Origin of the sequence: Pseudomonas parafulva, from assembly GCF_000800255.1 — a bacterium.
GTDB lineage: Bacteria > Pseudomonadota > Gammaproteobacteria > Pseudomonadales > Pseudomonadaceae > Aquipseudomonas > Aquipseudomonas boreofloridensis.
The window spans coordinates 473,094-485,122 of sequence record NZ_CP009747.1 but is presented as its reverse complement, the minus strand read 5'-3'; the positions used below and the strand labels follow the sequence as shown (position 1 = coordinate 485,122).

12 protein-coding genes are annotated in these 12,029 nt (G+C 62.1%); 2 read left to right on the top strand and 10 right to left on the bottom strand.

Annotated features, from left to right (window positions below; all coding sequences use genetic code 11):
• Positions 1–17 precede the first annotated feature (17 nt).
• Both cmoA and cmoB read left to right on the top strand, forming a co-directional pair.
• On the top strand, positions 18–761 hold the full coding sequence (gene cmoA, locus NJ69_RS02160; protein WP_039575878.1) for a carboxy-S-adenosyl-L-methionine synthase CmoA: 744 nt from the start codon (positions 18–20) through the stop codon (positions 759–761).
• Positions 758–1,714 (top strand): tRNA 5-methoxyuridine(34)/uridine 5-oxyacetic acid(34) synthase CmoB, encoded by a 957-nt coding sequence (cmoB, locus tag NJ69_RS02155; protein ID WP_039575876.1) that lies wholly within the window; start codon positions 758–760, stop codon positions 1,712–1,714. Before cmoA ends, cmoB begins: the two co-directional genes overlap by 4 nt.
• A gap of 31 nt (positions 1,715–1,745) precedes the next feature.
• Here the strand turns inward: cmoB and pdxJ are convergent, their stop codons facing one another.
• From pdxJ to rpoE, 10 genes are all read right to left on the bottom strand, one after another.
• The gene (pdxJ, locus tag NJ69_RS02150; protein WP_029614108.1) at positions 1,746–2,495 is read right to left on the bottom strand and encodes a pyridoxine 5'-phosphate synthase; all 750 of its coding nucleotides are present in this window, start codon (positions 2,493–2,495) and stop codon (positions 1,746–1,748) included.
• 43 nt (positions 2,496–2,538) lie between these two features.
• A complete protein-coding gene (gene recO / locus NJ69_RS02145; RefSeq protein ID WP_039575874.1) occupies positions 2,539–3,222 on the bottom strand; it encodes a DNA repair protein RecO in 684 nt (227 codons plus the stop codon).
• A 132-nt stretch (positions 3,223–3,354) separates the two neighbouring features.
• Complete coding sequence (era, locus tag NJ69_RS02140) at positions 3,355–4,257, bottom strand: GTPase Era (RefSeq protein WP_039575872.1); 903 nt, start codon at positions 4,255–4,257, stop codon at positions 3,355–3,357.
• The gene (gene rnc / locus NJ69_RS02135) at positions 4,250–4,939 is read right to left on the bottom strand and encodes a ribonuclease III (protein ID WP_039575871.1); all 690 of its coding nucleotides are present in this window, start codon (positions 4,937–4,939) and stop codon (positions 4,250–4,252) included. The genes era and rnc overlap by 8 nt, the downstream gene beginning before the upstream one ends.
• Positions 4,940–5,097: 158 nt before the next feature.
• Positions 5,098–5,952 (bottom strand): signal peptidase I, encoded by an 855-nt coding sequence (gene lepB / locus NJ69_RS02130; RefSeq protein WP_029613915.1) that lies wholly within the window; start codon positions 5,950–5,952, stop codon positions 5,098–5,100.
• 5 nt (positions 5,953–5,957) lie between these two features.
• The gene (lepA, locus tag NJ69_RS02125; RefSeq protein WP_029613914.1) at positions 5,958–7,757 is read right to left on the bottom strand and encodes a translation elongation factor 4; all 1,800 of its coding nucleotides are present in this window, start codon (positions 7,755–7,757) and stop codon (positions 5,958–5,960) included.
• Between the two features lie 192 nt (positions 7,758–7,949).
• Positions 7,950–9,368: a DegQ family serine endoprotease gene (locus tag NJ69_RS02120; RefSeq protein WP_430736662.1), complete on the bottom strand. Its 1,419-nt coding sequence runs from the start codon at positions 9,366–9,368 to the stop codon at positions 7,950–7,952.
• 186 nt (positions 9,369–9,554) lie between these two features.
• Positions 9,555–10,517, bottom strand: a complete 963-nt coding sequence (locus tag NJ69_RS02115; protein ID WP_029613912.1) for a MucB/RseB C-terminal domain-containing protein — start codon at positions 10,515–10,517, stop codon at positions 9,555–9,557.
• Between the two features lie 8 nt (positions 10,518–10,525).
• Positions 10,526–11,119, bottom strand: coding sequence for a sigma-E factor negative regulatory protein (locus tag NJ69_RS02110; RefSeq protein ID WP_039575867.1), 594 nt, complete (start codon positions 11,117–11,119; stop codon positions 10,526–10,528).
• Positions 11,120–11,150: 31 nt separating this feature from the next.
• The gene (rpoE, locus tag NJ69_RS02105; protein WP_003252049.1) at positions 11,151–11,732 is read right to left on the bottom strand and encodes an RNA polymerase sigma factor RpoE; all 582 of its coding nucleotides are present in this window, start codon (positions 11,730–11,732) and stop codon (positions 11,151–11,153) included.
• Between the last annotated feature and the right edge of the window lie 297 nt (positions 11,733–12,029).

The window sequence follows — 12,029 nt, the reverse complement described above, 5'->3', positions numbered from 1 at the left end:
CACTGCACGAGCCCGCTGTGAGCCACCCCTCAGACCGCCTATTCGCCCAGCCTCTGGAACAGGTACCCGACTTCGTCTTCAACGAAGACGTCGTGCGCGTGTTCCCGGACATGATCAAGCGCTCGGTGCCCGGCTATCCGACCATCGTCGAGAACATCGGTGTGCTGGGTGCGCGCTTTGCCCAACCGCATAGCGTCTTGTATGACCTGGGCGCTTCGCTGGGCGCCGTGACTCAATCGCTGCGTCGCCATGTGCGCGCTGACGGCTGCCGGGTAATGGCGGTGGACAACTCGGCAGCGATGGTCGAACGCTGCCGCCAGTACCTCACCGCCCAGGACTCCATGTTCCAGGAACTGCTGCCGGTGCAGGTACTGGAGGCCGACATACTGGCGCTGTCGCTGGAGCCGGCGTCGTTCGTCGCAATGAACTTCACCCTGCAATTCATCGCCCCAGACGAACGCCTCGACTTGCTGGCCCGCATACGCCAGGCGCTGCTCCCCGGTGGCGCACTGGTGCTCTCGGAAAAGCTGCGCTTCGACGACGCGCAGAGCCACGCGCTGCTCAACGACCTGCATCTGGACTTCAAACGTGCCAATGGCTACAGCGAACTGGAAATTGCCCAGAAACGCAGCGCTATCGAGCACGTCATGAAGCCTGACACTCTGGAGACACACGAGCAGCGCCTGCGCGCCGCCGGTTTCTCCAAAGTGGTGCCCTGGTTCCAATGCCTAAACTTCGCCTCGCTGATAGCCCTGCCATGATCGATCTGTCTCCCCTCGTCCGCCGTCTGGCGGGCACCCCACTGGCTCGCTGGTCCCAAGGCCTGCAAGCGCAATTGGATGCCAAGCTGGAAAAAGGCCACGGCGATCTGGAACGCTGGCGTGGCGCACTGGACGCGCTGCCCGCCTTGACGCCGAGCACCCTCGACCTGGTCGACGGCCTGCGCCTGGACAGCGACTGCGATGCCGCCAGCCGTGCGCAGATGCATCAGGCGCTGATGGGGCTGTCGCCCTGGCGCAAGGGGCCGTTCGAGCTGTTCGGCGTGCATGTGGACACCGAATGGCGCTCGGACTGGAAGTGGTCGCGGGTCAGCCCGCACCTGAACCTCACCGGCAAACGCGTGCTGGATGTCGGCTGTGGCAACGGCTACTACCAGTGGCGCATGCTCGGCGCTGGCGCCGACCTGGTGGTCGGGGTAGACCCGAACTGGCTGTTCTTCTGCCAGTTCCAGGCTGTCAGTAAATACCTCCCGCATCTTCCGGCCTGGCACCTGCCGTTCGCCCTGGAAGAGCTGCCGGCCAATCTGGAAGGGTTCGACACCGTGTTCTCGATGGGCGTGTTCTACCACCGTCGCTCGCCAATCGAGCACCTGCTGGCGCTGAAGGACTGCCTGGTCAAAGGCGGCGAACTGGTGCTGGAAACGCTGGTGATCGAAGGTGACGCGCAACAAATGCTGGTGCCCGAAGACCGTTACGCGCAGATGCGCAACGTCTGGTTCCTGCCGTCGGTGCCGGCCCTGGAGCGCCTGCTGCGCCGGGCAGGTTTCAGCGACGTGCGCTGCGTGGATGTCAGCGTCACCAGCGTCGAGGAACAGCGCAGCACCGATTGGATGCGCTACCAGTCGCTCAGCGATTTCCTCGACCCTGCCGACCACAGCAAGACCATCGAAGGCCTGCCAGCGCCGCGCCGGGCCACATTGCTGGCGCGTAAATAGAGAGCCGCAAGTGCCCCACGGGGCACTGTATTCAGTTGCGGCGCGGCGCGGCAGCGAGCATCAGCGCTTTCATCTCGGCAACGGCGGCCGGGAAACCGACGAACAGTGCGTGCGCCACCAGCGCATGGCCGATGTTCAGCTCATTGATGCCTTCAATGGCCGCCACGGCTTCGACGTTGTGGTAATGCAGGCCATGGCCGGCATTGACGATCAGACCCTGAGCCAAACCGAAAGCGACGCCCTGAACGATACGTTCGAGCTCTTCGGCCACCTCCTTAGGGGTCTGGGCATCGGCGTAGCGCCCGGTGTGCAGTTCGATGGCCGGCGCACCGACCCGGCGCGACGCCTCGATCTGACGCTCATCGGCATCGATGAACAAGGACACTTCGGCGCCGGTGCGCGACAAGCGCTCCACAGCGGCCTTGATCCGCTGCTCTTGGCCGGCCACGTCCAGCCCGCCCTCGGTGGTCAGTTCCTGGCGCGTTTCAGGCACCAGGCAGATGTGCGCCGGGCGAATCTTCTCGGCAAAGGCCATCATCTCTTCAGTGACGCCCATTTCGAAGTTCATGCGTGTCTGCAAGACATCCTTGAGCAGCAGCACGTCGCGCTCCTGGATATGCCGACGGTCTTCGCGCAGGTGCACGGTGATACCGTCGGCCCCCGCCTGCTCGGCGTCCAGCGCTGCCTTGACCGGGTCCGGATAGCGAGTGCCGCGGGCCTGGCGCAAGGTCGCCACATGGTCGATATTGACGCCGAGAAGGATGCGGTTGCTCTGAGTCACGAAAGGCTCTCCTGAAGATTGAGCCCCACAGCATACGTCGTGCTCAGCGCTTGCGAAACAGTTCGCGGCTGACCAGTGGCTTGGCCCCCAGGTGGACCGCCAATGCCTGGCGCATCAGGCGCTTGGCGGCCAGCAAGGCGCCCGGCGCTTCCCACTCGGCCTCGGACAGCGCCAGCAGCTCTGCGCCATTGAACAGTCCGGGCTGGAACAGCTCGACACGCTCAAGCCCGGCATCCACCTGCAGGCGATACAGTCCTTCGGCAACGACTGGGGCTTGGTCGACATCTTCGGTCAGGGAGAACGCATAGCCCAACTCATCGAGCAGGCGCCACTCGAACGCACGCAGCAGCGGCTCGAGGGGGCGACCCGCCGCCAGCGCTTGCAGGGTAAGACCGTAGTGTTCGAACAAGGCGGGATAAGGGGCTTCGGCAGGAAGCAGGCGCATCAGCAACTCATTGAGGTACAAGCCGCTGAACAACGCGTCGCCGTTGAGCCAACCGGCGAGGCCGACGGTGTCCATGCGCCCCACATTCTTCAGCTCGCCGCGCCCGCGCAGTTCCAGTTCCAGCGGCACGAACGGCCGCATGGAACTACCGCCCTTGCCCCGCGCCCGGCGCAAGACGGCACGCACACGGCCCTGGGGCGTGAAAAAATCCACCAGCGCACTGGTTTCCTTGTAGGCGCGGCTGTGCAGGACGTAGGCGAGTTGTGGTGTGGGTTGGTCCATGGCGATCTCACGCAGCGAAGATACCGGGAGGCGCGGGTGACCCCATGGAAACGGCAGAGACAGCGCCGCTTTCCCAGGTCAATCGCAGCGCCTGCCTACGCGCTCATAGAAAGCCGCGCCGTCGCGAGCCGTTCAGAGGTCGCCGTAACCCAGCGAGCGCAGCGCCCGCTCGTCATCGGACCAGCCGCCCTTGACCTTGACCCACAGGTTGAGCATGACCTTGGCGTCGAAGAGCACTTCCATGTCCTTGCGCGCATCGGAGCCGATGCGTTTGATGCGCTCGCCCTTGTCGCCAATGATGATCTTCTTCTGGCCGTCACGCTCGACCAGGATCAGGGCGTGAATGTGCAGCACATGCCCCTGCTGCTTGAACTCTTCGATTTCCACGGTGATCTGGTACGGCAGCTCGGCACCGAGCTGACGCATGATCTTTTCACGGACCAGTTCGGCGGCGAGGAAACGGCTGCTGCGGTCGGTGATCTGGTCTTCCGGGAAGAAATGCTCGTTCTCGGGCAGGTGCTTGGCGATCAGTGCCTCGAGAGACTCCAGGTTATGCCCCTGCTGCGCCGAGATCGGTACGATTTCGGCCTTCGGCAGTTGCGCCTGAAGCCATTGCAGGTGCGGGATCAACTCGGCTTTCTCGTCCATGCGGTCGGTCTTGTTGACCGCCAGAATAAGCGGGCCTTCCACGTACTGGACACGCTCGAGCACCAGTTGGTCCTCATCGGTCCAACGGGTACGGTCGACCACGAAGATCACCACATCGACGTCTTTCAAGGCCGCCGATGCGTTACGGTTCATGTAGCGGTTCAGGGCCTTGTCGTTGGCCTTGTGCATGCCAGGGGTGTCGACGTAGATCGCCTGCACATCGCCCTCGGTCTTGATGCCGAGCATGTTGTGGCGCGTGGTCTGCGGCTTGCGCGACGTAATCGCCAGCTTCTGCCCGAGAATATGGTTGAGCAGCGTGGACTTGCCCACGTTGGGACGGCCGACGATGGCCACATAGCCGCAGCGGGTCGGGGTGTTCTCAGTCATTGCCATTCTCCACGCCCAGGGCGATCAGTGCGGCGGCGGCAGCGACTTGCTCGGCGATACGCCGGCTAACGCCCTGTCCACGGCTCTTGTTGTTCAGCAGCACCACTTCGCATTCGACGAAGAACGTACGGCAGTGCGGTTCGCCCTGGATGTCCACCACTTCGTAGCGCGGCAACTCGCAGGCACGCGATTGCAGGAACTCCTGCAGGCGGGTCTTGGGATCTTTGTTGGTATCGACCAGGGTCAGGCCGTCGAACTCGCCCGCCAGCCAGGCGAGGATGCGCTCGCGGGCGGTCTGCATGTCGGCGTCCAGGTAGATGGCGCCGATCAGGGCTTCGAGGGCATCGGCCAGGATCGACTCACGCCGGAAGCCGCCGCTCTTGAGCTCGCCCGAACCCAGGCGCAGGTACTCGCCCAAGTCGAAGCCGCGTGCCAGACGGGCCAGTGTTTCACCCTTGACCAGGCGAGCGCGCAGGCGCGAAAGCTGGCCTTCTCGAGCTTGGGGGAAACGCTCGAACAGCGCTTCGCCAGCCACGAAGTTGAGAATGGCATCGCCAAGAAACTCCAGGCGCTCGTTGTTGCGCCCGGCATAGCTGCGATGCGTCAGCGCCAAGAGCATCTGCTCCCGGTCCCTGAAGGTGTAGCCGAGCTTGCGCTCGAGGCGCTCGAGGGAAGCGCTCATGCGGCCACCCCATCGTTGTTAAACGCGTTCAAATCAACATCCTGAAAGACTGTTTGGCCGTGTCGCACCACAACGTGGCGCTGGATTGATTCATCCCTGAGAACACAGCCTATGTCAGAAATGCATTCGGCGCCGTCCGTGGACGGCGCCGAGGGGTATCAATGGATCAGACCCACCCGCGACAGGTTCGGCAAGTGGCTGAGCTTGGGCTCTGGCCAGCTCATCCACACCGCAAAGGCCTTGCCGACGATGTTGCGGTCCGGGACCATGCCATGCAGCTCGCGAGGGATGTTCGGGTCGTCCCAGAAGCGGCTGTCATTGGAGTTGTCGCGGTTATCGCCCATCATGAAGTAGTGCCCGGCCGGTACGGTCCATTGCTGGTCCGGCGGCATGCGGTAGCGGCTCATTTCCTTGCGGATCAGATGCTCGGTTTCGCCGAGTTTTTCCTTGTACAGCTCGGCGCTACCCAGCGAGCCAGCTTCGCTGCCGACCAGTTGCTCGGCGACCAACTGGTCGTTGACGTACAGGCGCTTGTCGTTGGTGTAGCGGATCCGGTCGCCCGGAAGGCCGACCACACGCTTGATGTAGTTGACGTTCGGATCGCTCGGATAGCGGAACACCATGACGTCCCCGCGCTGCGGATCACCCACCTCGATGACCTTCTTGTCGATCACGGGTAGACGGATACCGTAGGAGAACTTGTTCACCAGGATGAAGTCGCCCACTTCCAGGGTCGGTTTCATCGACCCCGAAGGAATCTGGAAGGGCTCGACCAGAAACGAGCGCAACACCAGCACGATGAACAGCACCGGGAAGAAGGACTTGCCGTATTCGACCAGCAACGGCTCCTTGTTCAGGCGCTCGACGACGGCCACTTCGGGCTGGCTGACGCTGCCCTGGTAGTTGGCGATCGCCGCTCGCCGGCGCGGCGCCAGGAACAGCAGATCGATCAGACCCAACAGACCGCAGACGGCTACGGCGATGACGAGCAACAGCGGGAAATTTAGCGACATAGGACCTAGCTATCCAACCTGAGCACAGCAAGGAAGGCTTCCTGTGGAATCTCCACGTTGCCCACCTGCTTCATGCGTTTCTTACCGGCCTTCTGCTTCTCCAGCAGTTTTTTCTTACGGCTCACATCGCCGCCGTAACACTTGGCCAGTACGTTCTTTCTGAGCGCCTTGACAGTAGTCCGCGCAATGATCTGACCGCCGATGGCTGCCTGGATCGCCACATCGAACATCTGCCGAGGAATCAGTTCCTTCATCTTCTCGGTCAACGCACGGCCTTTATAGGCCGCGTTGTCGCGGTGCACGATCAATGCCAGGGCATCGACCTTGTCGCCGTTGATCAGCACGTCCAGCTTGACCAGGTTGGCCGACTGGTAGCGATCAAAATGATAGTCCAGCGAGGCGTAACCACGGCTGGTGGATTTGAGGCGGTCGAAGAAGTCCAGCACCACCTCGTTCATCGGCATGTCGTAGCGCACCTGCACCTGGCTGCCGAGGAACTGCATGTCGCGCTGCACGCCACGCTTCTCGATGCACAGGGTGATCACGTTGCCCAGGTGTTCCTGGGGAACGAGGATGGTTGCGGTGACGATCGGTTCGCGGAAGTCGGTGACCGCCGAGACGTCCGGAAGCTTGGAGGGGTTGTCGACGACAATGGTTTCACCCGTCTTCAACTCCAGCTCGTAGATCACGCTTGGCGCGGTGGTGATCAGGTCCAGGTCGTACTCGCGCTCGAGGCGCTCCTGGATGATCTCCATGTGCAGCATGCCGAGGAAGCCGCAACGGAAGCCGAAGCCCAGGGCGTCGGAGCTTTCCGGCATGTACTGCAGCGACGAGTCGTTGAGCGTCAGCTTCTGCAGGGCATCGCGGAAGTCCTCGAAGTCGTCGGAACTGACCGGGAACAGACCCGCGTAGACCTGCGGCTGAATCTTCTTGAAGCCTGGCAGCACCTGGACTTCAGGCGTCGAGGAGAGGGTCAGGGTGTCACCCACCGGGGCCCCGTGAATGTCCTTGATGCTGGCAATGATGAAGCCCACCTCGCCAGCCTTCAGGTCAGCGGTGGCTGTGTGTTTCGGGGTGAAGACACCGACGCTGTCGACCAGGTGCACCTTGCCGGTGGACTTGACCAGGATCTTGTCGCCCTTCTTGACGCGACCCTGGCGCACACGCACCAGCGAGACGACACCCAGGTAGTTGTCGAACCAGGAATCGATGATCAGCGCCTGCAACGGCGCCTCGATGTCGCCCACCGGCGCCGGGATGGTCTGCACCAGGCGCTCGAGCACCTCGTCCACGCCCATGCCGCTCTTGGCGCTGCACGCCACGGCATCGGTGGCGTCGATGCCGATGATCTTCTCGATCTCGTCCTTGACGCGGTCCGGATCCGCCTGGGGCAGGTCCATCTTGTTGAGTACCGGCATCACTTCCAGGCCCTGCTCGATGGCGGTGTAGCAGTTGGCGACCGACTGTGCCTCGACGCCCTGACCCGCATCGACCACCAGCAGCGCGCCTTCGCACGCCGCCAGCGAACGCGACACTTCATAGGTGAAGTCGACGTGACCGGGGGTGTCGATGAAGTTCAACTGGTAGGTTTTGCCGTCCTGCGCCTTGTAGTGCAGGGTAACGCTGTGGGCTTTGATGGTGATACCGCGTTCACGCTCAAGGTCCATGGAGTCGAGGACCTGTGCTTCCATTTCGCGCGAGGTCAGGCCGCCGCACATCTGGATGAAACGGTCGGCCAGCGTCGACTTGCCATGGTCGATGTGGGCGATGATGGAGAAATTGCGGATATGACTCAAATCACTCACAGATCAACACTCGATAAGGCTGCGAGCCGGACGCCCGCCGAAAAATAGCCGGGCATTGTAACGCAAGCCGACGGGATATGGGAGGTTCCTGTATCGCCGCTGACCCGCTCGGTGCATTGGGGTTTTCAGGTCAAACCAGGTCCACTCGTGAAAAAGGGCAGCCGCAGCTGCCCTTCTCTCAGACTGAATCGATCACTCGGCCAGTTTGAAGGTGATGAAGCTGGCACGGCCTTGACGCAGCACGCGCATCGACACCGAGCGATTCTTCGGCAGTTCCTTGGCAATTTCAGTGAACTGCTTGGCCGAGCCGATCGCCTGGTTGTTCAGGTGACTGATGACATCGCCTGGGCGCAGGCCGATCAGCGCCGCCGGACCGTCTTGCACTTCCTTGATGACCACCCCGCCCTTGAGTTCGAGCGACTTCTTCTGCTCATCGCTCAGGTCGGCCACCGATACACCGAGACGGTTGCTGTTGCGCTCGGCGCCCGCCTGGCCACCCGTGCCGATGTCGGCATCGTCCTCGGGCAACGCACCGATGGTCACGTCCAGGGTCTGGCGCTTGCCCCCACGAATGATCTCCAGCTTGGCTTTCTGACCGTCCTTCAGACCTCCGACCAGATGCGGCAGGTCGGCGGACATGACGATCGGCTGGCCGTTCATGCTCAGGATGACGTCACCCACCTGCAGACCGCCCTTGGCTGCCGGACCGTTATCAAGCACCTGCACCACCAACGCACCGGCGGGCTTGTCCAACCCGAAGGACTCAGCCAGGTCCTTGTTGACCTCCTGAATGACCACACCCAGCCAGCCCCGGCTGACCTTGCCGTCTTTCTTCAACTGGTTGGACACGTCCAGCGCTACGTCGATCGGGATGGCGAACGACAGGCCCATGAAACCACCGGAACGGGTAAAGATCTGCGAGTTGATACCCACCACCTCGCCCTTCATGTTGAACAGGGGACCGCCGGAGTTGCCTGGGTTGATCGCCACATCGGTCTGGATGAACGGCACGTAGCTGTCGTTGGGCAGGGTACGCCCCTTGGCGCTGACGATACCTTTGGTCACCGAATGATCGAAGCCGAACGGCGAGCCGATGGCCAGCACCCACTCACCGACCTTGAGCTTTTCCGAGTCGCCCAGCTTCACGGTCGGCAGATTCTTGCCATCGACCTTGAGCAGCGCCACGTCGGTACGCGGATCGGTGCCCACCAGCTTGGCCTGCAGCTCACTGCGATCGGAGAGACGCACGATGATCTCGTCGGCATCGGCGACCACATGGTTGTTGGTCAGCACATACCCATCCGGGGAAATGATGAAGCCCGAGCCCAACGACTGCGCTTCGCGCTGACGATCACCGCGCGGCGAGCGCGGCTGCTGGGGCATGTTGCGCTCGAAGAACTCGCGGAACATCGGCGGCAGACCTTCCAGATCCGGCATCTGACCGGCAGCCACACGACGATCGGGCAGCTTTTGCTTGGTACTGATGTTGACCACCGCTGGCGAGGCTTGCTCGACCAATGTGGTGAAGTCCGGCAGGGCCTCCTCCGCCTGGGCGGTGAGCACCTGGCCGAGCATCAGCACGGCGGCGAACATCGATAGGTAGGATTTCATGCGTGGTATTGACATACGGCTCCCGTCACAACGAGCGTAATTAGCAGAACGGCCTCTGCAGATACAGGAAAGGCCAGACCCCGGAGAGTCTGACCTATAGAAAATTTACCGGTCGATTGCAAATGACAATGCCTTAATTTGATGTCAGACGCACGCTGGACTAGCCGTATGAAACGTCCTCGCCAATCATTGCCGTGCCTGGATGTCCTGTGGCCGCATCGACAATGCCACACGCTCGGCAGTACCGAGGGGAATTTCACCCACCACCGTTACCATGACCTTGCCCGAAGGCGTGTTGAGGTGTCGCGAAACGGCTGCCGTTGGGCCGAGCTGCACACGCGTGTCGGTGCCCTTGTCGTCGATAGGTTCGAGAAACACCGAGAAGCGGGTGAGCCCGTCATCGTACATGAGGCTGCTGATCGAACGCTTGTCGGCAGAGTCGGTGCGCACTGCGCTGTTGATCAGCTCGAAGCCCGGTGGCAGCCAGTCGGAGCGCCAGCCAGCGACCGACTCGGACTTGGCTCCCGGCTCCGGCGCCACCGGCTTGCAGTCGGCACTGGGTTGCAGGTCGCGGTCACTGGGCAGGTTTGCGGTGTCCAGGCGAGTCATCTGGAATCGTTCCAGCAATTGACCCTTGTCGTTGAGCATCAACGAGCGCAGGGGCAAGCCGGTTTCACGGTCCAGATGCAATTCGAAGGCATAACGATGTTGATCGCGAGGCGTCAAGGTGACGATCACGGCATCGCGACCTGCCACGCGGGACGTGCCCGCCATGCTCAGGTCGTACCAGCTCATCAGCTTGAGCGGATCGAGGACACGCGCAGCCGCGTCGGGTGGTGCCCCGACACCGTCGGCGAGTGCACCGCTGACGCACTGCACCTTGCCGTCGACGCGCACAATCTCCTGGGAAGCGCCATCGAGCTGCAGTAGCCGCTCGCTGACCTTGCCCGACTGGACGCGATGCCAGATATCGTGGGAAGAAAAACTGCCGTTACGCTCGTAGACGAAGGCGCCCTGGTAGCTCTGCTTCTGCTCGGCCTGTGCCAGCTTGGACAGCCATTCACCCGCCTCTGGCGAGGAATTGGCCGCCAACACCGGCACCGACATGCATCCGCCGAACAGCAGCGCCAGGAGAGGTAGCGCGCGCATGATCCTCCTTACTTGGCAGGTTCCAGGCTAGCGGCGCGAGCGTAAGGAAGAGCGTTTTCAGCGCCCTTCAGCGCAGACTCCTGAGCGTGCTGGCGCAGGTAACCTGGCAGACGCTGATCCCAACCGGCTTGATTCTGCAACACGCCGTTGGCCATCGGGCCGGTCGGCTGGTCGCTGCTCTCGGTGTAGCCCGCCAGTACGGCCGGACCTTGCACCTGTGGCACGCTGACACCCTGCTGTACAGGCTGTTGCGAGGCAAGCTGGGCACCGGTGATCTCGTCCTGGTTGTAGAGGCGCACACCGGCCAGCACGGCAACGGTCACCGAGGCAGCCACGGCCAGACGACCGACACTGCGCCATGCTCCACGCTTGGCCTGTACCGGCGCAGCTTCATCAGCCAGCGCGGCCGACACGGCCGAAGCGATGTCGAGGTTGGGCAGCAGCAGCTCCTTGTGCATGGCTGCGCGAGCCACTTGGTAACGCGACCAGGTGGCACGGGTTTCGGCATCGTCGGCGGCGTTCAGCACGCGACGTAATTCCAGTTGGTCCGCTTCGTTATCCATTACCGCGGACAGCGATTCCTGCAAAGCTTCACGACTCATGGCGGTTCCTCTCTTGGCTGTCGCCGCTGTCTCAGGTTTCCTGCAACAGGGGCTGCAGGGCTTTGTCAATGGCCTCCCGAGCGCGGAAAATTCGAGAGCGCACGGTACCCACCGGACATTGCATGACACTGGCAATGTCTTCATAACTCAGGCCATCGAACTCACGCAGGGTCAATGCCGTACGCAAGTCTTCCGGTAGTTGCTGGATGGTGCGATGGACAGTGCCCTCGATTTCATCCCGCAACAACGAGCGCTCTGGTGACTCGAGATCCTTGAGGCCATGATCGCCGTCGTAGAACTCCGCATCCTCGGAGCTGACATCACTGTCTGGCGGCCGTCTTCCACGGGACACCAGGTAGTTCTTCGCCGTGTTGATGGCGATGCGGTACAGCCACGTGTAAAACGCACTGTCACCGCGGAAATTGCCTAGCGCTCTGTAGGCCTTGATGAAGGCTTCCTGCGCCACGTCTTGCGCTTCATGGGTGTCGTGAACAAAACGCACGATCAACCCGAGAATCTTGTGCTGATACTTCAGCACCAACAGATCGAACGCTCGCCTGTCACCACGCTGCACGCGCTCGACAAGCTGCTGATCCTCTTCCTGGGTTAGCATGAACACTCCTCAGTGAACTCAAAGGAGCGTTGCGAAAGCCATCGTTCAGGCTTGCAACCATAGACTCGGCCTTTGCGCAAAAGTTCTCCCCTCCAAGCAAGTTTCCTGCGGCCTCTGGTCGGCTCGCACGAAAAAGGCACAGCGCGGTCGCAGCCGGCTGCGTCGATAATCGGTGTTTCAGATACACAGGTGCCAGCCTGGATAGCGCCGCCGTCCTGCATCGCTTTGGCATTGGTGAAAGACGGGCAGCCTGCTTAAGATTTCCCGTGGTGCCGGAAAGTTCCCACAGCCAGGCTG

Excerpts from the sequence above, each read along its gene's own strand:
- NJ69_RS02120 (WP_430736662.1), bottom strand. The coding sequence starts at position 9,368 with ATGAAATCCTACCTATCGATGTTCGCCGCCGTGCTGATGCTCGGCCAG.
- recO (WP_039575874.1), bottom strand. The coding sequence starts at position 3,222 with ATGGACCAACCCACACCACAACTCGCCTACGTCCTGCACAGCCGCGCC.
- rnc (WP_039575871.1), bottom strand. The coding sequence starts at position 4,939 with ATGAGCGCTTCCCTCGAGCGCCTCGAGCGCAAGCTCGGCTACACCTTC.
- era (WP_039575872.1), bottom strand. The coding sequence starts at position 4,257 with ATGACTGAGAACACCCCGACCCGCTGCGGCTATGTGGCCATCGTCGGC.
- lepB (WP_029613915.1), bottom strand. The coding sequence starts at position 5,952 with ATGTCGCTAAATTTCCCGCTGTTGCTCGTCATCGCCGTAGCCGTCTGC.
- cmoB (WP_039575876.1), top strand. The coding sequence starts at position 758 with ATGATCGATCTGTCTCCCCTCGTCCGCCGTCTGGCGGGCACCCCACTG.
- NJ69_RS02110 (WP_039575867.1), bottom strand. The coding sequence starts at position 11,119 with ATGAGTCGTGAAGCTTTGCAGGAATCGCTGTCCGCGGTAATGGATAAC.
- rpoE (WP_003252049.1), bottom strand. The coding sequence starts at position 11,732 with ATGCTAACCCAGGAAGAGGATCAGCAGCTTGTCGAGCGCGTGCAGCGT.
- NJ69_RS02115 (WP_029613912.1), bottom strand. The coding sequence starts at position 10,517 with ATGCGCGCGCTACCTCTCCTGGCGCTGCTGTTCGGCGGATGCATGTCG.